This is a genomic window from Paraburkholderia oxyphila NBRC 105797 (assembly GCF_000685075.1).
GTDB classification, from domain to species: Bacteria; Pseudomonadota; Gammaproteobacteria; order Burkholderiales; family Burkholderiaceae; genus Paraburkholderia; species Paraburkholderia oxyphila.
In genome coordinates, this window is the sequence record NZ_BAYD01000117.1 from 1 (window position 1) to 20,153 (window position 20,153).

The 20,153-nt window shown below is 64.3% G+C and carries 19 protein-coding genes; 12 read left to right on the top strand and 7 right to left on the bottom strand.

The features are described 5' to 3' along the window. Positions 1-37 precede the first annotated feature (37 nt). Positions 38-1,780, bottom strand: coding sequence for an IlvD/Edd family dehydratase (locus BO1_RS40705; RefSeq protein WP_028222481.1), 1,743 nt, complete (start codon positions 1,778-1,780; stop codon positions 38-40). A gap of 278 nt (positions 1,781-2,058) precedes the next feature. On the opposite strand from BO1_RS40705, the gene BO1_RS40710 reads away from it, so the two are divergent. The 8 genes from BO1_RS40710 to BO1_RS40745 all read left to right on the top strand — a co-directional run bounded on the left by BO1_RS40710 (position 2,059) and on the right by BO1_RS40745 (position 10,876). Continuing rightward, on the top strand, positions 2,059-3,027 hold the full coding sequence (locus tag BO1_RS40710; protein WP_028222482.1) for an ABC transporter substrate-binding protein: 969 nt from the start codon (positions 2,059-2,061) through the stop codon (positions 3,025-3,027). Positions 3,028-3,049: 22 nt separating this feature from the next. Beyond that, a complete protein-coding gene (locus BO1_RS40715) occupies positions 3,050-4,597 on the top strand; it encodes a sugar ABC transporter ATP-binding protein (protein ID WP_028222483.1) in 1,548 nt (515 codons plus the stop codon). Next, entirely contained in the window at positions 4,594-5,652 is a 1,059-nt protein-coding gene (locus BO1_RS40720; protein ID WP_043288688.1) for an ABC transporter permease, read from the top strand. Before BO1_RS40715 ends, BO1_RS40720 begins: the two co-directional genes overlap by 4 nt. Positions 5,653-5,733: 81 nt before the next feature. After that, positions 5,734-6,819, top strand: a complete 1,086-nt coding sequence (yjfF, locus tag BO1_RS40725; RefSeq protein ID WP_028222485.1) for a galactofuranose ABC transporter, permease protein YjfF — start codon at positions 5,734-5,736, stop codon at positions 6,817-6,819. Between the two features lie 272 nt (positions 6,820-7,091). Continuing rightward, positions 7,092-8,204, top strand: coding sequence for a sugar ABC transporter substrate-binding protein (locus tag BO1_RS40730; protein ID WP_028222486.1), 1,113 nt, complete (start codon positions 7,092-7,094; stop codon positions 8,202-8,204). Continuing rightward, entirely contained in the window at positions 8,204-9,214 is a 1,011-nt protein-coding gene (locus BO1_RS40735; protein WP_028222487.1) for an ABC transporter permease, read from the top strand. The genes BO1_RS40730 and BO1_RS40735 overlap by 1 nt, the downstream gene beginning before the upstream one ends. Further along, entirely contained in the window at positions 9,214-10,053 is an 840-nt protein-coding gene (locus tag BO1_RS40740) for an ATP-binding cassette domain-containing protein (protein WP_028222488.1), read from the top strand. Before BO1_RS40735 ends, BO1_RS40740 begins: the two co-directional genes overlap by 1 nt. Positions 10,054-10,150: 97 nt before the next feature. Further along, complete coding sequence (locus BO1_RS40745; RefSeq protein WP_028222489.1) at positions 10,151-10,876, top strand: FadR/GntR family transcriptional regulator; 726 nt, start codon at positions 10,151-10,153, stop codon at positions 10,874-10,876. Positions 10,877-10,935: 59 nt separating this feature from the next. Here the strand turns inward: BO1_RS40745 and BO1_RS54880 are convergent, their stop codons facing one another. The 6 genes from BO1_RS54880 to BO1_RS40775 form a co-directional block, all read right to left on the bottom strand. Continuing rightward, entirely contained in the window at positions 10,936-11,790 is an 855-nt protein-coding gene (locus BO1_RS54880) for a DUF5672 family protein (RefSeq protein WP_156992685.1), read from the bottom strand. Between the two features lie 152 nt (positions 11,791-11,942). Then, positions 11,943-12,107: a hypothetical protein gene (locus tag BO1_RS59825; RefSeq protein ID WP_156992687.1), complete on the bottom strand. Its 165-nt coding sequence runs from the start codon at positions 12,105-12,107 to the stop codon at positions 11,943-11,945. Positions 12,108-12,178: 71 nt separating this feature from the next. Next, complete coding sequence (locus tag BO1_RS40760; protein ID WP_028222490.1) at positions 12,179-13,108, bottom strand: Gfo/Idh/MocA family protein; 930 nt, start codon at positions 13,106-13,108, stop codon at positions 12,179-12,181. A 58-nt stretch (positions 13,109-13,166) separates the two neighbouring features. After that, a complete protein-coding gene (locus BO1_RS40765; RefSeq protein ID WP_028222491.1) occupies positions 13,167-14,105 on the bottom strand; it encodes a dihydrodipicolinate synthase family protein in 939 nt (312 codons plus the stop codon). Positions 14,106-14,109: 4 nt separating this feature from the next. Beyond that, a complete protein-coding gene (locus tag BO1_RS40770; protein WP_028222492.1) occupies positions 14,110-14,319 on the bottom strand; it encodes a hypothetical protein in 210 nt (69 codons plus the stop codon). A gap of 7 nt (positions 14,320-14,326) precedes the next feature. After that, positions 14,327-16,078 carry an IlvD/Edd family dehydratase gene (locus BO1_RS40775; protein ID WP_028222493.1) on the bottom strand — a complete coding sequence of 584 codons (1,752 nt, stop codon included), beginning with the start codon at positions 16,076-16,078 and terminating at the stop codon, positions 14,327-14,329. A gap of 140 nt (positions 16,079-16,218) precedes the next feature. Between BO1_RS40775 and BO1_RS40780 the strand changes: the two genes are divergently transcribed. The 4 genes from BO1_RS40780 to BO1_RS40795 all read left to right on the top strand — a co-directional run bounded on the left by BO1_RS40780 (position 16,219) and on the right by BO1_RS40795 (position 19,936). Beyond that, positions 16,219-17,271, top strand: a complete 1,053-nt coding sequence (locus BO1_RS40780; protein WP_028222494.1) for a LysR substrate-binding domain-containing protein — start codon at positions 16,219-16,221, stop codon at positions 17,269-17,271. 518 nt (positions 17,272-17,789) lie between these two features. Then, complete coding sequence (locus BO1_RS40785) at positions 17,790-18,155, top strand: hypothetical protein (RefSeq protein WP_043288689.1); 366 nt, start codon at positions 17,790-17,792, stop codon at positions 18,153-18,155. Positions 18,156-18,158: 3 nt separating this feature from the next. Then, the gene (locus BO1_RS40790; protein ID WP_028222496.1) at positions 18,159-18,830 is read left to right on the top strand and encodes a hypothetical protein; all 672 of its coding nucleotides are present in this window, start codon (positions 18,159-18,161) and stop codon (positions 18,828-18,830) included. Positions 18,831-19,078: 248 nt separating this feature from the next. Further along, positions 19,079-19,936 (top strand): class I SAM-dependent methyltransferase, encoded by an 858-nt coding sequence (locus BO1_RS40795; protein WP_028222497.1) that lies wholly within the window; start codon positions 19,079-19,081, stop codon positions 19,934-19,936. Positions 19,937-20,153: the final 217 nt, after the last annotated feature.

The following is a 20,153-nucleotide window of genomic DNA, read 5'->3' on the forward strand; positions in this document are numbered from 1 at the left end:
TTAAGGCGCAACGCGCCACAATCGCGCCCGCGCACTATCAATGCGAATGCCTGGGCACCTCGGCCCCGCGGCAGCCGACCAAAAAATCGAAATCACATCCTTCATCGGCTTGCAGCACGTGCTCGACATAGAGCTTGCGATACCCGCTGGCATCAGCCGGCTCGGGCTTACTCGAAGCAGCCCACGCATCGAGCCGCACACCAATCTCCGCATCGCTAACATCTACGCGCAGCGTACCCTTTTCGCAATCGAGCTCGATCCAGTCGCCGTTACGCACGATCGCAAGCGGCCCACCCGCCCGCGCCTCGGGCGCCACATGCAGCACCACCGTGCCGTAAGCCGTCCCGCTCATGCGCGCATCCGAGACGCGCACCATGTCCGTCACGCCCTGCGCGAGCAGCTTCGGCGGCAGGCCCATGTTGCCCACCTCGGCCATCCCGGGATAACCCTTCGGCCCGCAGTTCTTCATCACGAGCACCGAGTCAGGCGTCACGTCCAGCGCCGGGTCGCCAATGCGCGCCTTGTAGTCGTCGAAGTCCTCGAACACCACCGCGCGGCCGCGATGCTTGAGCAGCTTCGGCGAGGCCGCCGAAGGCTTGAGCACCGCGCCGTTCGGCGCAAGGTTGCCGCGTAGCACGCACAAGCCGCCATCGTGCACGAGCGGATTGCCGAGCGGACGGATCACCTCGTCGTTGTAGTTCGGCGCTTCACGCACGTTCTCCCAGATCGTGCGCCCATTTGCAGTGAGCGCGTCGGGATGAGGCAGCAGCTTCGCTTCGCCAAGCCGTCTCAGCACCGCCGGCAGGCCACCCGCGTAATAAAACTCCTCCATCAGATAACGCCCCGAGGGCTGCAAATCGACGATGGTCGGGGTGTTGCGGCCAATGCGCGTCCAGTCGTCGAGCTCCAGCTTCACGCCAATGCGCCCCGCAATCGCCTTCAGGTGGATCGCCGCATTGGTCGACCCGCCAATCGCGGCATTCGTGCGGATCGCGTTCTCGAACGCCTCGCGCGTGAGCAGCTTCGAGAGCTTGAGGCCTTCGAGCGCCATCTCGACGATTCGCATTCCCGACAAATGCGCGATCACGTAGCGGCGCGCGTCCACGGCGGGAATCGCGGCGTTGTGCGGCAACGTCACGCCCAGCGCCTCGGCCATGCACGCCATCGTCGAAGCCGTGCCCATGGTGTTGCAGGTGCCCGCCGAGCGCGACATGCCCGCCTCCGCCGACATGAACTCGTGCATCGAGATCTTGCCCGCCTTCACCTGCTCGCTCAGTTGCCACACCACCGTGCCCGAGCCGATGTCGCGCCCCGCGTGCTTGCCGTTGAGCATCGGCCCGCCGCTCACCACGATCGCGGGCACGTCGCAGCTCGCCGCGCCCATCAGCAGTGCCGGCGTGGTCTTGTCGCAGCCGCACAGCAGCACGACCGCGTCCACGGGGTTGCCGCGGATGGCCTCCTCCACGTCCATCGAGGCGAGGTTGCGCGTGAACATCGCAGTGGGCCGCAGATTCGATTCGCCGTTGGAGAACACCGGGAATTCGACGGGAAAGCCGCCCGCCTCGTACACGCCGCGCTTCACGTGCTCGGCGAGCTTGCGAAAGTGCGCGTTGCAGGGCGTGAGCTCCGACCAGGTGTTGCAGATGCCAATGATCGGCTTGCCCGCGAACTCGTGCTCGGGGATCCCCTGGTTCTTCATCCAGCTCCGGTACATGAAGCCGTTCTTGTCCGTGGTGCCGAACCACGCGGCCGAGCGGAGGCTGGTTTTGCGAGTGTTCATGGCGTTGCCCACTTAGTGAGAAAAACCCATAAATAGCATGACTATATTAGCGTCAATGATCGGGAAAACGCTAATAAAAACGGCCCATACCGTTGCATATAGTTTGGCTATTCAATCTTGCAAGGTGAGCGGCCGACTGATTTAACCATAGCGGATAAACGCCGGCCTGGGATGGCGCGACCGACTCGCGACACGGTCCGGCCTGTCCGGACTCCAGGGACGCGGGCGCAAGCGCCATGAATTAAACAAAGAACGACTAAGCGACATCGGAGACTCGCATGAAACTGGCTACTCGCATGGCAAGCGGCTTGATCGCCGCTGCCGCGGCTTTTTCGTTGGCGGCGGGCGTCGCGCACGCCGAAGACAAGCAGATCACGCTCGGTTTCGCCCAGGTGGGCGCGGAAAGCGCCTGGCGCACCGCCAACACCGTATCGATCAAGGCCGCCGCGAAAGACGCCGGCATCAACCTGAAATTCTCGGACGCGCAGCAGAAGCAGGAAAACCAGATCAAGGCGATCCGCTCGTACATCGCGCAGAAGGTCGACGTGATCGCCTTCTCGCCCGTCGTGGAGTCGGGCTGGGAGCCGGTGCTCCAGGAAGCGAAGCGCGCGAAGATTCCCGTGATCCTCACCGACCGCAACATCGACGTGAAGGACCAGTCGCTCTATGTGACGATGATCGGCTCGGACTTCATGGAAGAAGGCCGCCGCGCCGGCAAGTGGCTGGAGGACCACTACAAGAACAATCCGGGCCCCATCAATATCGTCGAATTGCAGGGCACGGTGGGCTCCGCGCCCGCGAACGACCGTCACGCGGGGCTCATCGAGGTCATCAAGAACGATCCGAAGTTCAAGATCATCGCTTCGCAAAGCGGCGACTTCACGCTCGCGGGCGGCAAGCAGGTAATGGAGGCGTTTGCCAAGACGTATGGCAACAAGATCAACGTGGTCTACGCGCATAACGACGACATGGCGCTCGGCGCGATCCAGGCCATGGAGGAAGCGGGCATGAAGCCCGGCACCGATGTGAGCGTGGTGTCGTTCGACGCCACCAAGGGCGGCTTCCAGGCGATGATCGCCGGCAAGATGAACGTGGACGTGGAATGCAGCCCGCTGCTCGGGCCGCAGCTCATGAGCGCCGTGAAGGACGTGGTGGCGGGCAAGCCCTTGCCCAAGCGCATCGTCACGAACGAAACGGTGTTCCCGGAGAATGTGGCGGCGCAGGTGCTGCCGTCGCGCAAGTACTAACCTCAAGCAGGCGCCAGCACGCATGAGCCCCACGCCGTTGCTTGAAACCGTCGGCCTCACGCGCACGTTTCCTGGCGTGCGCGCGCTCGACGGCGTCGATTTTCGCCTCTTCCCCGGCGAGATCCACACGCTGATGGGCCAGAACGGCGCGGGCAAGTCCACGCTCATCAACGTGCTCACGGGCGTGCACGAGCCCGAGGCTGGCGAGATCCGCCTCGCCGGCCGGCCAGTGCGCTTCGCGACGCCGCAGGAAGCCGAGGCCGCGGGCATCCAGACGCTCTATCAGGAAGTCAATCTCTGCCCGAACCTCTCGGTGGCCGAGAACATTTTCGCGGGCCGCCAGCCACGCAAGCGCGGCCTGATCGACTGGAAGACGATCCACCGGCGCGCGGCGGAGGCGCTCGCCGTGCTCAATCTCTCGCTCGACGTCACGCAGTCGCTCGATACCTACCCTATCGCCATGCAGCAGATGGTGGCGATCGCGCGCGCCGTTTCCGTCGATGCGCGCATTCTGATTCTCGACGAACCGACTTCGAGCCTCGACGAAGGCGAGGTCGCGCGCCTCTTCAGCGTGCTGCGCAAGCTCAAGGCGTCGGGCATCGCGATTCTGTCCGTCACGCATTTTCTTGAGCAGACCTACGCGATCTCCGACCGCATCACGGTGATGCGCAATGGCGAGCGCGAGGGCGAGTATCTCGCCGCCGATTTGCCGGTGCAGACGCTGGTCGCCAGGATGGTGGGCGTGAGCCATGCCGACGAGCGACTCACCCACGGCGACGCGCCACCGCGCGAGCCCGGCACGCAGGAGGCGCACGCACAGGACGCCGCCGCGCGCTCCGGCGAGCCGTATCTCGCCGCCGAGGGCATCGCGCGCCGCGGCGTGCTCAATGCGCTCGATCTCGAAGTGCGGCCCGGCCAGATTCTCGGCCTTGCGGGCCTGCTGGGCTCGGGACGCACGGAGACCGCGCGCCTCCTGTTCGGTGCGGAGCGCGCCGACGCGGGCGCCGTGCGCATCCATGGCAAGACCGTGAAGCTCGCCTCGCCGCGCGACGCGGTCCGTCACGGCATGGCGTATTGCCCCGAAGACCGCAAGAAGGAAGGTATCGTCGCCGATCTCTCGATCCGCGAGAACATCGTGCTCGCGCTGCAAGCGCGGCGCGGCTGGTGGCGCATGATCGGGCGCGCGCGCCAGCGCGAGCTGGCCAACGCCTATATCGCGCAGCTCGGCATCAAGGCGCGCGATGCGGAGCAGCCCATCGGCCTGCTTTCGGGCGGCAATCAGCAAAAGGTGCTGCTCGCGCGCTGGCTGGCGACCGAGCCGCGCCTCCTGATTCTCGACGAACCCACGCGCGGCATCGACGTGGCCGCCAAGTTCGAGATCATGGACCGCGTGCGCGCGCTCTGCGCGAAGGGGCTCGGCATTCTCTTCATCTCCTCCGAGATCAGCGAGGTGGTGCGCGTGAGCGACCGCATCGCCGTGCTGCGCGACCGGCGCAAGGTGGCCGAGCTCTCGGGCGAGGCACGCTCGGAGCGCGAGGTCTATGGCCTCATCGCTGGAGATCGCAAATGAATGTGCGTCCGCCTTCCGCGCTGCCTTCCGGTCTGCCCGCCTGGCTCGCGCTCGTGCTCAAGCATCCGCTCGTGTGGCCCGCGCTCACGCTCGTGGCCTTGTTCGCCGTCGACGTCGCCCATCGCGCGAACTTCCTCGCCGTCACGCTGCTGGGCGGGCATCTGTTCGGCGCGCCCATCGACATCCTCATGCGCGCCGCGCCGCTCGTCGTGGTCTCGCTCGGCATGACGCTCGTGATCGCCACGCGCGGCATCGACATTTCGGTGGGCGCCGTGGTCGCGATCGCCGGCGCGGCGGCGGCCACCGTACTCGCCGACGACCCCGCGCGCGTGGGCGCCGCGTTCGGCGCGGCGCTCGCCGTGGGTCTACTGGCGGGCATGTGGAACGGGCTGCTGGTGGCCTTCGTCGGCATGCAGCCGATCATTGCGACGCTGATCCTCATGGTGGCCGGGCGCGGCGTCGCGCAACTGCTCACGGGCGGCCAGATCATCCCCATCGGCGCGCAAGGTTATTTGTATGCGGGCGGCGGCTACTTTGCGCTGGTGCCCTGCGCCGTATGGATCGCCGTCGCCGTGACGGTGCTCACCGTGCTCATCGTGAATCGCACGGCGCTCGGGCTCTTCATCCGCTCGATTGGCGTGAATCCCGTAGCCGCGCGGCTCGCGGGGCTTTCTTCGCAGGCCGTCGTGTTTGGCACCTATGCGTTTTGCGGCGTGACGGCGGCTATTGCCGGCATCCTCATCAGCTCGAACGTGCGCAGCGCCGATGGCAACAACGCGGGCCTCCTGCTCGAGCTCGATGCGATCCTCGCCGTGACGCTAGGCGGCACCTCGCTCTCGGGCGGACGCTTCAGCCTCGCGGGCACGGTGCTGGGCGCGCTCATCATCCAGACGCTCACCTACACCACTTATTCGATCGGCGTGCCGCCCGAGGCCACGCTCGTCGTCAAGGCCGTGGTCGTGTTGTGCGTGTGCGTGATCCAGTCGCCCGCCGCGCGCGCGTTCGCCGCCCAGCAACTCAAGCGCATCGCGCTCGCGCGGCGTGCGCGGGCCTGAATAACGACTTCGGGAAAACCGAGCATGAACCGCCCACCGCCCGCCAACGCCCCCCAAGCCCGTGCAGGCACGCTCGCCGCGTTGCGGCGCGGCGTCTCGCGCTTCGTCGATCCGCGCGTGCTGCCCATCTTCGTCACCGTGCTGCTGTTCGTGGCGCTGTTCGGCTTCGGCTCCGTGATGTACACCGGCTTCTTCTCGCTGCAGGTTTTGTTCGGTCTCCTCGTCGACAATGCGTTCCTGTTGATCGTGGCCATCGGCATGACGTTCGTGATCATCTCGGGCGGCATCGATCTTTCGGTTGGCGCCGTGGTCGCGCTCACCACCATCCTGTGCGCCGTGGGCACCGAGAAGCTGCACTGGTCCGTGGCCGTGGTCGTGCCGCTCGTGCTGCTGTTCGGCGCCCTCTACGGCGCGGCAATGGGTGCGCTCATCCACTGCTTCCGGCTGCAGCCCTTCATCATCACGCTGGCCGGCATGTTCCTCGCGCGCGGCACCTGCTTTCTCATCACCACCGAATCCATCCAGATCAGCGACCCGGGCTTTCACGCGCTCTCGGAGTTCAGCATCCCCGTGGGCAGCGGCTCGCTCACCACGGGCTCCCTCACCGCGCTCGCCATGCTCGCGGCGGGCATCGTCATCGCGCATTTCACGCGCTTCGGGCGCAACGTCTACGCAATTGGCGGCAACGAGCGCTCGGCGCTGCTCATGGGCCTGCCCGTCGCGCGCACCAAGATTGCCGTCTACGCGCTCTCGGGTTTCTGCTCCGCGCTCGGCGGCGTGGTGTTCACGCTCTACGTGCTCTCGGGCTACGGCCTGCAGGCGCAGGGCATGGAGCTCGACGCCATCGCCGCGACCGTGATCGGCGGCACGCTGCTCACGGGCGGCGTGGGCTACGTGATCGGCTCGGTGTTCGGCGTCGGCATCCTCGGCACGATCCAGACCCTCATCACCTTCGACGGCACGCTCAGCTCCTGGTGGACCCGCATCGTGATCGGCGCCCTGCTCTGCGCGTTCTGTCTGCTGCAGCGCGCCACCGAGCGCCACGCCGCACGCCGCAAGTCCACCGGCGGCGGCAAGGGCGCTGCACGCGCGCCGCGCGAGCGCGTGCAGCCGGCCGCGCCGCTCGATCAAACCAGGCTCTCCGCCGCGCCGCCACGCGAGGCGTAGCGCGCAGCAAGCAGCGTCGTAAGCGCTTTGTTACCCATGCGCCCAATAGTCGGACTAGTTAGGGGTATACATGGATTAGGAGGCGCAACCGCGCTGCACTACCATTTTTGCGGTACCGCACGGCGCGTATCGAGCGCTTCCGGATCGGGGTTGCACATCGTCACGCGACAGCCCTGCGCTGCCCAGCGCACTCCCGGTGCCGTCCAGCATCTGCACGCGATCGACTCAACGTCGACCACATCGACCAACGAAGAAGAGAGCCGGAGGAAGACATGGCACAGCAACGGGATGACGACAAGGCAGGCAACAACAACGGTTTGAACACCGCGCGGCGGGGGCTGATGCAGGGCGCCGGGCTAGGCGCGGCGCTCTCTCTCATGAGCGCGCTCGGAGGCGGCGCGGGCGGCCTGATTTCGCAGGCGCAAGCGGCGGAAATGGCGTTTCCCTCGCACAAGAAGTGGAAGATCGTGTTCGTCAATCACGTCACCACGAACCCGTTCTTCGTGCCCACGCAATACGGCATTCAGGATGCCTGCGCGTTGCTCGGCATGGACTATCAGTGGACCGGCTCGGCCACCTCGGACGCGGGCGAGATGGTGCGCGCCGTGAATTCGGCGATTGCCGCGAAGGCTGACGCCATCGCCGTGCCGATCGTCGACCCAAGCGCGTTCGACAAGCCCATCCAGGCCGCGCTCGACGCCGGCATTCCGGTGTTCGCCTATAACGCCGACGCGCCGCGCGGCAAGCATAATCCGCGCCTCGCCTATATCGGCCAGGACCTGTATCTCTCGGGCTACCAGATGGGCGAGCGCATTGTGAGTCTCATCGACAGCGGCATGGTCGCGCTCTTCATCGCGACGCCGGGGCAGCTCAACATCCAGCCGCGTCTCGATGGGGCGAGCGACGCCATCAAGAAGTCCGGCAAGAAGATCGACATCCAGACCGTGGCCACGGGCGCGACCGTCAACGAGGAGCTTTCGAAGATCAAGTCGTTCTATCTGGGCCACCAGGACCTGAAGGGCATGTTCGCCGTGGACGCGGGCAGCACGCAAGGTGTGGCGCAGGTGATGAAGGAGTCGAACCTGCCTTCGAAGGGCGTGCACGGCGGCGGCTTCGACTTGCTGCCCACCACGATCGAGCTGATCCACGAAGGCTTCCTCGATTTCACCATCGACCAGCAGCCCTATGTGCAGGGTTTCTATACCGTCATGGAGGCATTCGTGTTCCTCGCCTCGGGCGGCCTCGTCGGTCCGGCCGACATCAACACGGGCCTGAAATTCGTGACGAAGGCGACCGTCGATCCGTACCTGAACACCTCGACGCGCTATGAAGGCAAGACCACCAAGCCGCAAATCGTCCCGATGAACGGCGCAATCAAGTCGTGATGGATACAGTGAACGAATCAGGCAAGATCGAAGCGGTCCGCGCGCCCCGGCGCGCGGGCGTTTCATTCGCATCGCAATGGGCGCCCGAGCTGCGCATCCTGCTCGTGGCCGTGCTGCTGGCCGCCTATTTCGAATTCGCGAACCACGATTTCCTCCTCACCAACGCGAGCCTCGTCAACCTCTCGCAGTTCATCGCGCCGGTGGCGATCATCGCGTTCGGCGAGATCATGCTGATGATCGGCGGCGACATCGATCTTTCGGCGGGCATGGTGTTCGCGTTCGCGCCGTTCATGATGGTGTTCGCGAACGACGCGGGCGCGCCCATGTGGCTCGCCGTGATGGCGGGGCTCGTGGCCGCCGCGGTCATCGGCTTCGTGAACGGCGCCGTGACCGTGTGGCTGCGGCTGCCCTCGTTCGTCACCACGCTCGGCACGCTCTTCCTCATCAACGGCATCACCCTCACGGTCTCGCGCGGCACGCCCGCCGCCACGCCGGGCTCGCCCACGTTCTCCGGCTTCATGGGCGCGTGGGGCTATAGCGAGATCCTCTGGACCGTGGCCATCGCGTTCGTGATGCACGTGCTCTTGCGGCACACGCGCTGGGGCCTGCACACGCAGGCGGCGGGCGCGAACCCGCTTGGCGCGAGCGAGGCCGGCATTCATGTGAACCGGCTGCGCCTCGGCAATTTCATCCTCGCCGCGGTGCTCGCGGGCTTCACCGGCATGCTCGAAGCCTTTCGCATCACCTCCATCGACCCGCAGGCGGGCGGCAACCAGATCATGTTCCTCGCCGTGGCCGCCGCCGTGATCGGCGGCACGCCGCTCACGGGCGGCTCGGGCACCATCGTGGGCGGGCTCATCGGCGCGGCGGTGCTCGGCATCCTCAACGACGGCTTCACGCTCATCGGCATCAACGCGTTCACGTTCAACATCATCCTGGGCGCCGCGATTCTGGCCGCCATGATCTTCAACATCCACGTCGGACGTATACGCCGCAAGGGAGGGCGCTGATGGACGAATCTCAAGCCGCCTCTTCCGGCACCGGCGCAGGCCCCGGTTCTACCGGAGGCACCAGCGCCCCGGACGCGCCGCTCGCGGTGCGCGGCGAAAGCCTCGTGAAGCGCTTTGGCGCGGTGACGGCGCTCGACGGCGTCTCGCTCACGCTCGGCCGTGGCGAGATTCTGGGCATCCTCGGCGACAACGGCGCGGGCAAGTCCACGCTCGTGAAGATTCTCACGGGCTTTCATCAGCAGACGGCCGGCACGCTCCATATCGACGGTCAGGAGACGCTGCTGCGCTCGGTCGATCATGCGCGTTCGCTCGGCATCGAATGCGTCTACCAGGATCTCGCGCTCGCGAATTCGCTGAGCATTTACCACAACATGTTCCTGAACCGCGAGATCGTACGGCGCGGGCCGTTCAGGCTGCTCGACCACAAGCAGATGCGCGAGCGCGCCGCGCAATGCCTCGACGACATCGGCGTGCATGTGCCTTCGGTGGATTTGCCTGTCGAACGCCTTTCGGGCGGTCAGCGTCAGGCCATTGCCGTGGCGCGCGCCGTGCATTCGAACGCGAAGATCCTGCTGCTCGACGAGCCGCTCGCCGCCATGGGCGCGCGCGAGGCGGGGCTCATCATCGACCTCGTGATGCGGCTGAAGGAAAAAGGCGGCCTATCCATTATCATGATCATGCACAATTATGCGCAGACGCTCGATATCGCGGATCGCATCATGTTGATGCAGCGAGGCCGCGTGACCTACGAACAGAAAAGTGCGCTCACGTCGGTGGCGGAGCTCATGGACATCGTGCGGCGCGAATACCGCGCCATGCGCGCCAACAGTACACACTGAGCGCACCGAGCCCGTTGAGCCCATTGAGCGCACCGGGCCTACACAACAGGGGAGGTCGGAGCGCGCTGCCCACACCGGGCGCTCCGGCGGGACGAACATGGATTACCGCAATCTAGAGAAACGCAAGAGCATGCATGGGCGCATCGTGCAGGAGCTCGGCATGCAGATCGTGAGCGGCAAGCTCGCGCCGGGGCAACGCCTGCCCGCCGAGCCCACGTTGTGCGAGACCTATGGCGTGAGCCGCCCGGTGCTGCGCGAGGCCACGCGCGTGCTGGTGGCCAAGGGCCTCGTGGTGTCCAAGCCGCGCGTGGGCAGCGTGGTGCGCAAGCGCGAAGAGTGGCACATGCTCGACCCCGACGTGCTGTACTGGACCGTGAACAGCATTCCCGAGGGCGAATTCTTCCGCTCGCTCATGACGGTGCGGCAGATCATCGAGCCCGCGGCGGCCGCGCTCGCCGCCATATCCGCCAACGACGAAGACCGCGCGCGCATTGCCGCTGCCTATGCACGCATGGAGCAGGCCAAAACGGCGGCCGATTTGCTCGAGCCCGATCTGGAGTTCCACCGCGCGGTCATGGCGGCCACGCATAACGACATGCTCGCGTATATCGGCAACATGCTGTCGCTCGCGCTGACCGAGTCGATCAAGCTCACGAGCCGGCATCCGAATACGCATGCGCTTTCGTTGCCGCGGCACAAGGCGATACTCACGGCGATCGAGAACCGCGACGCGCTCGCGGCGAGGCAGGCGAGTGTCGTGCAGCTCGACAACGCGCGGGCGGATGCCAATATCATTCTGGGTGGGGCGGCGCTGGAGACCTGAGCAGACGAAGGGCCTGCAATCGGCAAACGTGCGGAGCCTGGCAAACCTCATGAGGTATCTCAGGCGTCTTCGCAAATGTCGACCCAATGCTGGGCAACAGCATCTGGCAGACCATTGCGCATCAGGCGGTCAACAATCTCCGGAGCGCTCCAGTGGCTGCGGTAGATTTCATATAGCGCCTTCGCACAGGAAAATTTCCGAAGCTGGAGATAATTCAAGAAGAGCCCCAAGCTCGCTGCGGATACCAGCGTGCGGGTATCGAGCGTTTGGAGCATGGCCATCATGGCGTCGTCGTCGACGTAGCGCCACATGTTGAACAGCCCGTGAAAACCCAGCGTCGGCCTATCCGGCGTCACAATCTCATACGAGAACCGGTTGGCAATGGCTTCGGGACCGAAGCGAATCCCGAATTCCGCCTCCAGTACTGGCCGGTAGCGACAGCAAATCAATTCGTCCTCGACGGCGTTGGGCGGCACCGCGAAGCGTTCGCTCGCGAGCGCATCGAGCAACCGTGCGGAGCGCAGCGAGAATCCGCCATTGCCAACCTGCTCGCCTTTCTCGCGATGCGGCCAGACAGCGCCAATATAGTCGTACTCGAAAAACGCATCGCGCCATTGCGATGCATCGACGATATAGCCGTCCCATTGGACGACGAGCACCCAAGGTGTGCTGACGTACCTGACCAGGTCCTTGAGCATGAAGCTGGAATACGCCACAGCGGATTGAAGACGGACAATCGGCTCGATTCGCGCGCGCGTTGGCACCTCCTCATGAGCAAATAATATGGCGTCGCCAAACTCGCACTGTGACATCGAAATATCGAGCGCACGTGCGGCCAGCGCAGGGTTGACCGAATCGGCCGCGCAGATCGTCACATTGCGCAAATTCAAACGTTCAGTTGTTTTCATCGGCATGGGTGAGACGGGATGGTTGCAGTGACCTGACCTGTGCGGCCCGGTACGGGACATCGTCGCGAACAGCGCTTGTCCCTGGCACTGCTGCCCCGGCCCGATCTCCACGCACAAGGCGTCAAATAATGGGGTCGGATTCTATTTCCATCCCGGCTTCAAGCATCTCGAAAAAAACCGAAAGCCCTGGCGAGCCCCGGACAAACGCCATGGGCAGCCAAGCCGATCGCATATGAAATACCGAGAAACGAGCTGCCGCCGAGATCGAACGCCACGATCGACGCCACGGAAAGGAGGGTGAAGCGGCGGGTCTTGCTGGTCATGCTCTTGTCTCCTCGGGTTGTTTCTGGTGTGGGTGATGCAGGCGATGAAAGCGCACGAAGGCTCAAAGCGTTCAGTGACCGAAGGCCTCGACTTCGACGTGCCGGCCGAGCAGAAACGCATCGGCCACGAGCCGCAGCGGCCGCACGTCCACGTCTTCGGCCCCGTGGGCGATGAGCCAGTGGAAGCGCTCATAGAGCGCCGCGTATTCGCGCTCCGCCTCCAGCTCGACCGGCTCGCCCGCGATGGCGAGGCGCTTGCCGCCTTCGGCGATCGAGAGCAGCCCGTCCGTGGTATCCACGTCGATTTCCCATTGCTCGACCGGGCCGTGACGCCAGTCGAATTCGGCGCGCACCGGCGCGCCGTCGGTATCGATGCAGTCGAGCTCGGCGGCGATGGGCGTCGCGCAATCGCCGGGCACCTGCAGCGTCGCGCCGCGCAGCAGCACTTCGCGCGGCAGGATGCGCGTGACGATGGAAAGCGCGTTGATGCCGGGATCGAACACGCCGAGGCCACCCGGTTCCCAGATCCATTGCTGGCCCGGGTGCCAGCGCCGCACGTCTTCTCTCCAGCGCACGTGCACGGCACGGATCGTACGTTGCGCAAGCCACGCGCGCGCCGGCTCGACGGCGCTCGCGTAACGCGAATGCCACGTGGCGAAGAGCGTGCGGTTATGCCGGCGCGCCAGCTCGCGCAGCGCTTCCACTTCGCTCACGCTCGCGCCGGGCGGTTTTTCGAGCATCACATGTTTGCCCGCTTCGAGTGCGGCGCGCGCCTGCTCGTAACGCACCTGCGGTGGCGCACAGAGCGAGACGGCGTCGAGCCCGGATTCGGCGGCGAGCAGCGCACCGATATCGGTGTAGTTGCGCACGTGCTCGACCTGCGCGTTGCGGCTCGCGCTCGCCACGAGCTCGAAGCCGGGGTTGCCCGCGATGGCAGGCAAATGCTGGTCGCGCGCGATCTTGCCGACACCGACGATGGCCAACGTATAGGACGCGTTCATGACGAGTTCTGCCTCTCTATCGAAATCATCCATCTAATTCATCTGGATACCGAATCAATCATTTCCCCCAGCGCAGCACGAGCGGATCGAGCCGGCGTGCAATGGCGATCAGTTCGGCGCGCGTTTCGGGATGCATGGCGGGCAGCGGATGGCGCGGCAACTCGCATGCGATCACGCCCCCCTCCTTCATGAGTGCCTTGCAGGCAAGCAGCCCCGCCTGGCGGTTCTCGTAATTGATGAGCGGCAGCCACTTCTGATAGAGCGCGAAGGCTTCGTCGAGACGGCCAGCGCGATGCGCCTCGATGATCGGGCGGATGCCGTCCGGGAAACCGCCACCCGTCATCGAACCGGTCGCGCCAGCGTTCAGATCCGCCAGCAGCGTAATGCCTTCTTCGCCGTCCCACGGCCCCTCGGCCGCTTCGCCCGCTAAGCGGATCAGCTCGCGCAGCTTGTTCGCGGCGCCCGGCGTCTCGATCTTGAAGTACGCCACCTGCTCGATCTCGCACGCCATGCGCGCGAGGAACGCTGCGGAAAGCACCGTGCCGCTCGCGGGCGCGTCCTGAATCATGATGGGAATGTCGATGGCGTCCGATACGCGCGCGTAGAACTCATGGATCTGCTGCTCGGGCACGCGAAAAGTCGCGCCATGATACGGCGGCATCAGCATGACCATTGCCGCGCCCTGCTCCTGCGCGCGCCTGCTGCGCGCCGCGCACACGTTGCTGCCGTAATGCGTGGTGGTGACGATCACCGGCACGCGGCCCGCCACGTGCTCGAGCACCGTGCGCGTGATGGTTTCGCGTTCGTCATCGGAGAGCGAGAACTGCTCGGAGAAGTTCGCGAGTATGCACAGGCCGTCCGAGCCCGCGTCGATCATGAAGTCGACGGCGCGCTTCTGGCTTTCCAGATCGAGATCGCCGGTCTCGGTGAAGGTGGTCGGGACCACCGGGAAGATGCCGCGGTAGCGCGGCTTGATACTTGATGGGCTCGTATTCATATCGTCAGTCCTGCCAGAAGGAATGCATGGCTGTGGGATCGCTCACGCCGAACGCCTTGATAATGGTAGGTAACCAGAGCGACAAACCCCAGATGCATGGCGGAAACGGCAGGAACAGCAGCGCGCGGCGGTCCTTGAGCGCGCTGAACGCATTGCGGTACGCGTCGTGCTGCCCGCTTGTCGTGCGGATCTGGTTGGAGGCGTGTCGGTTCATCGGTGCTTCAATGCGAATGGCGCGGCACGGCGGCCCCGCGCTGGCCCACGAGAAAATCGAGATCGCAGCCTTCGTCGGCCTGCAGCACGTGATCGATGTAGAGCCGTGCATAGCCGCCCTTGCCCAGTTGCTCGGCCACGCCGGGCGACGCGGCGGGATCGGCGTCGCTCAAGCGGCGTTTCAGTTCTTCTTCGCCAATGTCCAGATGCAGCCGGCCCGCCTCGCAGTCGAGCTCGATCCAGTCGCCGTTGCGGACCGCCGCGAGCGGCCCGCCCGCCGCCGCTTCGGGCGCCACGTGCAGCACCACCGTGCCGTAGGCCGTGCCGCTCATGCGCGCGTCCGAGATGCGCACCATGTCCTTCACGCCCTCGCGCAGGAGCTTCGGCGGCAGGCCCATGTTGCCGACCTCGGCCATGCCCGGATAGCCGCGCGGGCCGCAGTTCTTCATCACGAGCACCGAGTCCTTGTCGACGTCGAGCGACTCGTCGGCAATGGTCGCCTTGTAGTGGTCGAAGTTCTCGAACACCACCGCGCGGCCGCGATGCTTGAGCAGCTCGGGCGTGGCCGCCGAGGGCTTGAGCACCGCGCCGCGCGGCGCGAGATTGCCGCGCAGGATGCAAATGCCGCCGTCGTCGATCAAGGGCTTGTCGAGCGGACGGATCACCTCGTCGTTATAGTTGGGCGCCTCGCGCACGTTGTCCCAGAGCGACTTGCCGTTGACGGTGAGCGCGCCCGGATGCGGCAGCAGATCCGCCTCGCCCAGGCGCCGCAGCACGGCAGGCAGGCCGCCCGCGTAATAGAACTCCTCCATCAGGAAGCGGCCCGAGGGCTGCAAATCGACGATGGTGGGCGTGTTGCGGCCGATGCGCATCCAGTCCTCGAGCTCGAGCGGCACGCCAATGCGCCCCGCGATCGCCTTCAGATGGATCACAGCGTTGGTCGAGCCGCCGATGGCCGCGTTAGTGCGGATCGCATTCTCGAATGCCTCGCGCGTGAGCACCTTCGAGAGCTTGAGATCCTCCAGCGCCATCTGCACGATACGCATGCCCGACAGGTGGGCGAGCACATAGCGGCGCGCGTCCACGGCGGGAATGGCCGCGTTGTGCGGCAGCGAGACGCCCAGCGCCTCGGCCATGCAGGCCATCGTGGAGGCCGTGCCCATGGTGTTGCAAGTGCCCGCCGAACGCGACATGCCCGCCTCGGCCGAGAGGAAGTGATGCAGGTCGATCTCGCCCGCCTTGAGCGACTCGTGCAGGCGCCATACCGCCGTGCCCGAGCCGATGTCCTTGCCTTCGAGCTTGCCGTTGAGCATCGGCCCGCCGCTCACGACGATGGCGGGCACATCGCAGCTCGCCGCACCCATCAGGAGCGCGGGCGTGGTCTTGTCGCAGCCGCACAGCAGCACGACCGCGTCGATGGGATTGCCGCGGATGGCCTCCTCCACGTCCATCGACGCGAGATTGCGCGTGAGCATCGCCGAGGGGCGCAGGTTCGATTCGCCGTTCGAGAACACCGGGAACTCCACCGGAAAGCCGCCTGCCTCGTAAATGCCGCGCTTCACGTGCTCGGCGAGCTTGCGAAAGTGCGCATTGCAGGGCGTGAGCTCGGACCAGGTATTGCAGATGCCGATGATCGGCCGGCCATCGAATTCGTGATCGGGGATGCCCTGATTCTTCATCCAGCTTCGATACATGAAGCCGTTCTTGTCCGTGGTGCCGAACCACTGTTTGGAGCGCAGTTTGGGTTTCGTTGCCGACATCGTCCGGGTCTGTAGGGAGGGAACGTTCGACTTAGTCTAGGGAGAACTCTGATAACCTTCTAATGAAATATCGGATGCTTTCGATATTGATTCCGGCATTGGTATAAACACTGAAAACTATTTGGGACGGCAGGCGAAACATGCTCGATTCGAGCCCCTGGTACGTGCGCACGCGGCTCAAGACACGTCAGTTGCTGCTGGTCGTCGCGCTCGCGGAGGAAGGCAATATTCATCGCGCGGCGGCGGCGCTGAACATGACGCAGCCCGCGGCCTCGAAGCTGCTGCGTGAGCTGGAAGAGATGCTGGGCGCGGTGCTGTTCGAGCGCCTGCCGCGCGGCATGCGGCCGACGCTTTACGGCGACGCGCTGATCCGGCACGCGCGCGCCGTGCTGGGCAGCCTCGACCAGGCGCAGGAGGAGCTCGCCGCGCTGAAGGCCGGGCGCCTCGGTCACGTGGCGGTGGGCGCGATCACCTCGCCGGGCGTGCGCGTGCTGCCCGCGGCGGTGGCGGCGGTCAAGCGTACGCATGCGAACATGCGCGTCTCCGTGGAAATCGACGCGAGCAATGTGCTGCTCGAACATCTCGCCCAGGACAAGCTCGACGTGGTGCTCGGGCGGCTTTCCGCCGAGCACGACAAGCTGCAGTTGCGTTACGAGCCGCTCACGGGCGAACCGGTGTGCGCCGTGGTGCGGCCGGGGCATCCGCTGCTGGATGCCGCGCGCGAGGACGCTGATGCAGGCATGTGCGAACGCGTGCCTGACGAGGTTCAGGCGCAGGCCCGCGCGCCGCTCGCGCTCGCCGACGTGGCGCGCGCCACGTGGGTCGTGCCGCCGGTCGGCAGCGTGCTGCGCCATCGCTTCGAGCTGATGTTCCAGCGCGCGAGCCTCGCGCCGCCCTCGAATGTGGTGGAGACGCCCGCGCTGCTCTTCATCACGCGCGTGCTCGAGCAAAGCGACATGATCGCCGTGCTCACCGAGGACGTGGCGCACTATTACGCGGCGCACGGCATGGTCGCGGTGCTGCCGCTGCCGATGGACTGCCAGATGGACGACTTCGGCATCATCACGCGCGCCGACCGCCTGCTCTCGCCAGCGGCGGGCGTCATGATCGACGTGCTGCGCGCGGTGAGCGCGGAGACTTATGGGGTGCGCCCCGGCATCGATCAGGATTGCGGGAAATTGCCGCCGGAATAATCGCGCCTCATTGGTCGTGCATGCGCCCAGCGAGTTCGAACAATCGGTAGCCGGCATGGCAGGAAGGAAACGCCTCTCTACATCACCGATGACGAGGAGGCGAACTGGTGGGGATATGGCCAGACTGCTACGCAGCGCCTCGATGAGACAAAGCGCGACCGGGTAGCACATGGGTCAGAAATGCAGGTCAAGGACGGGCGCGGGCTGGAGCAGTGGAAAAGCGGCGAACTGCCATACAATTAACGCAGCGCATTTTCCACGCGGCGAATGACAGGGTTTTTCCTACAGAAAAAAGGGATGCTGTAGATCTTATCCTGTTAGCATTACTTGATTCGATCTATTGACGATTTAGATCGTATTTTGAGGCATCGGACAATTTTGTGATTGCTCAGTTGTGTATGATGCGGGACGTTGAAATCGATTGACGCCTCATCCGGAAACTGATCGCTCACGGCCCACCGATGCAGAACAAACGACAAAATAGCTCGAATAGGCTGCATCCCCATCCGGAGGTCGAGATGCACCGCATCGCCTATAAGGGCGCGCGGTTTGGTCTCACAGTCGATCTAGCGAAACACTGCGTCACGATGGGTTGTGCACTAGCAGGGCTTTGGCTAATCATCGAAGGTCTCAAAGTCATCGTGCTCCAGCGAGCGGAGAATATTTCGGCGCTGGCCATTTTTGTAAGCGCACTATCACCATCGAGCATCTTTTGCGGAATCTTTGGCGGAGCTTCGTTTTTCACAGTCTTGATATATCGGCATCGATACAAACGTTCCATTCGCATGACTGACAAGTTCAGAAAGCAACTGGAATCGCGGGATCCCTTCAACAAGGGAAGTGGTCTCACCGAGACCGGTGACACACCGAAGGAAAGGAGGTAAGCAATGGATGCCAAGGCAGCGGTGGAAAACATTGTTACGGGGATCTGCATTCTTCTGTTGCTCGTGACGTGGCGATACGCGCTTAGACCTGCGATTCTTGGGTGCTTCCGTGATCAGCTTTTTGACCTGCGCGACGAAATTCGCGAGCACTTCGTCCATGAACCAGGTGGTCTTTCGCGTCCAATCTATGGAAATCTGCGGACACTGATAAACAGCTATCTCCGGTTCGCGGAAAATTTCAATCTACCTCAGTTCCTGCTGATTGAACGCTCCATCAAAAAGAACCAGGGACTAGTAGACGTGATAGCGAAGCAGGTCGACAAAAGCTTCCATTCGACCTTGAGCGCTGATCAAAAGTATGCAGCAGATATACGCCGACGAGCGGGACGCATCATGATGCGCTATGCTCTCGCCTCTTCAGGACTCGTCGCTCCCATTGCCATCCTGGTCGTTGTACCGATCCTTGCAGTGTTCGTTTGTACGGGCTACCTATGCGAATTCGTCGGCAAGAAAGCAACACTTTCCGCACGATACCTGTTTAGCCGACTCCGTGAGAGCGTGCGCGACTATAGCGATCAGTTCGCTAATAAGCTGATGGATGCGGAAGTGGTCGAAGCGTATGCCTACCAGAGCGCGACTGAAACCTCACAGGAATCCAAATTGGCATCGACGTAAGTTGTCTCCCTCGTTTACGCGGGGTTCACGCGCCCTACGGGGCGCGTTTTCATTTTACCGATGCTTTACGCTGCGACACGCTTCTTCCTCACCCTGATGAAGTCCCCCCGGCAGAAGCAGCAACCCTGACATCACGATGTGCTCGCCAGGCCAAGCGGGCGGTAGCTCTCCAGCGCATACCGAACCAAGTGGCGTCCGGACCTTGATGCCGGATACACTGTCCGGCGTTGCGCCTCCGGAGAACCCTCATGCAAGACCCGAAAACGGCCACGCCCGATTCCAGCGCCATCCGCGTCGCGCTCTGGCGCGCGCTGCATCTGGAGGTCGATGCCAAACCGCACGTGCTCAACGACGCAATCGGCATGCAGCTTGCCGCGCCGGACGCCAACTGGCGCAATCGCCCCGACATGCATCCCGAAGGCACGCGCGGCTATCGTGCGTCCATCGTCGGGCGCGCGCGGTTCATCGAGGATCTCGTCGCCGCGCAGGCCGATGCGGGCGTCGCGCAATACGTGATTCTGGGCGCGGGCCTCGACACGTTCGCGCAGCGTCGGCCGGAGATTGCGTCGCGGCTCCATGTGTATGAAGTGGATCAGCCGGGCACGCAGGCATGGAAGCGCCAGCGGCTCGCCGAACTCGGCTATCGCGAGCAAGCGTGGCTGCGCTTCGTGCCCGTGGATTTCGAGGCACGCGAATCATGGTGGACGCTGCTGGCAAGCGCGGGGTTCGATGCGAAAGCGCGCGCCGTGGTGGCGTCCACGGGCGTGTCGATGTACCTCACGCGCGAGGCGAATCTCGCCACGCTGCGCCAGATCGCGCAGCTCGCTCCGGGTTCGACGCTCGCCATGACCTTCACGCTGCCGCTCGATCTCGTCGACGCTGAAGAGCGCGCGCAACACGAGGCCGTTTATGAACGCGCGCGCGCGGCGGGGACGCCGTTTCTCAGTTTCTTCCGTCCCGAGGAAATGCTCGCGCTTGCGAAGGAGGCCGGTTTTTCGAAGGCCGAGCATGTGAGCACCGCCGATATCGTTGCAAGGTATTTTGCGGGACGCAGCGATGCGTTGCGGCCTTCCACGGGCGAGTCGTTTTTGGTGGCGACGGTTTAGGCAAAGCGAATCCGTCACTTCGAACATGGGGAAACAACTTCCAGGCGCGAATATCTGCATTTGCGCCGACGTATCGGCATGGCATTCGATCTTCGAAATGGATTTTCATTCGCCAGTTTCAAGATAAAATCCCCGCGCGACAAGTGTTGCCATTCTTTGACAATCTTCCGCGCTTAATCCAATACATTTTCGATTCCCAAGCCCCAGAGGCATCCAC

What these genes read in the sequence shown, in the direction of transcription:
- BO1_RS40705 (WP_028222481.1), bottom strand. Translation starts at nt 1,780, where the DNA reads ATGAACACTCGCAAAACCAGCCTCCGCTCGGCCGCGTGGTTCGGCACC.
- BO1_RS40710 (WP_028222482.1), top strand. Translation starts at nt 2,059, where the DNA reads ATGAAACTGGCTACTCGCATGGCAAGCGGCTTGATCGCCGCTGCCGCG.
- BO1_RS40715 (WP_028222483.1), top strand. Translation starts at nt 3,050, where the DNA reads ATGAGCCCCACGCCGTTGCTTGAAACCGTCGGCCTCACGCGCACGTTT.
- BO1_RS40720 (WP_043288688.1), top strand. Translation starts at nt 4,594, where the DNA reads ATGAATGTGCGTCCGCCTTCCGCGCTGCCTTCCGGTCTGCCCGCCTGG.
- BO1_RS40730 (WP_028222486.1), top strand. Translation starts at nt 7,092, where the DNA reads ATGGCACAGCAACGGGATGACGACAAGGCAGGCAACAACAACGGTTTG.
- BO1_RS40735 (WP_028222487.1), top strand. Translation starts at nt 8,204, where the DNA reads ATGGATACAGTGAACGAATCAGGCAAGATCGAAGCGGTCCGCGCGCCC.
- BO1_RS40740 (WP_028222488.1), top strand. Translation starts at nt 9,214, where the DNA reads ATGGACGAATCTCAAGCCGCCTCTTCCGGCACCGGCGCAGGCCCCGGT.
- BO1_RS40745 (WP_028222489.1), top strand. Translation starts at nt 10,151, where the DNA reads ATGGATTACCGCAATCTAGAGAAACGCAAGAGCATGCATGGGCGCATC.
- BO1_RS54880 (WP_156992685.1), bottom strand. Translation starts at nt 11,790, where the DNA reads ATGCCGATGAAAACAACTGAACGTTTGAATTTGCGCAATGTGACGATC.
- BO1_RS59825 (WP_156992687.1), bottom strand. Translation starts at nt 12,107, where the DNA reads ATGACCAGCAAGACCCGCCGCTTCACCCTCCTTTCCGTGGCGTCGATC.
- BO1_RS40760 (WP_028222490.1), bottom strand. Translation starts at nt 13,108, where the DNA reads ATGAACGCGTCCTATACGTTGGCCATCGTCGGTGTCGGCAAGATCGCG.
- BO1_RS40765 (WP_028222491.1), bottom strand. Translation starts at nt 14,105, where the DNA reads ATGAATACGAGCCCATCAAGTATCAAGCCGCGCTACCGCGGCATCTTC.
- BO1_RS40770 (WP_028222492.1), bottom strand. Translation starts at nt 14,319, where the DNA reads ATGAACCGACACGCCTCCAACCAGATCCGCACGACAAGCGGGCAGCAC.
- BO1_RS40775 (WP_028222493.1), bottom strand. Translation starts at nt 16,078, where the DNA reads ATGTCGGCAACGAAACCCAAACTGCGCTCCAAACAGTGGTTCGGCACC.
- BO1_RS40780 (WP_028222494.1), top strand. Translation starts at nt 16,219, where the DNA reads ATGCTCGATTCGAGCCCCTGGTACGTGCGCACGCGGCTCAAGACACGT.
- BO1_RS40785 (WP_043288689.1), top strand. Translation starts at nt 17,790, where the DNA reads ATGCACCGCATCGCCTATAAGGGCGCGCGGTTTGGTCTCACAGTCGAT.
- BO1_RS40790 (WP_028222496.1), top strand. Translation starts at nt 18,159, where the DNA reads ATGGATGCCAAGGCAGCGGTGGAAAACATTGTTACGGGGATCTGCATT.
- BO1_RS40795 (WP_028222497.1), top strand. Translation starts at nt 19,079, where the DNA reads ATGCAAGACCCGAAAACGGCCACGCCCGATTCCAGCGCCATCCGCGTC.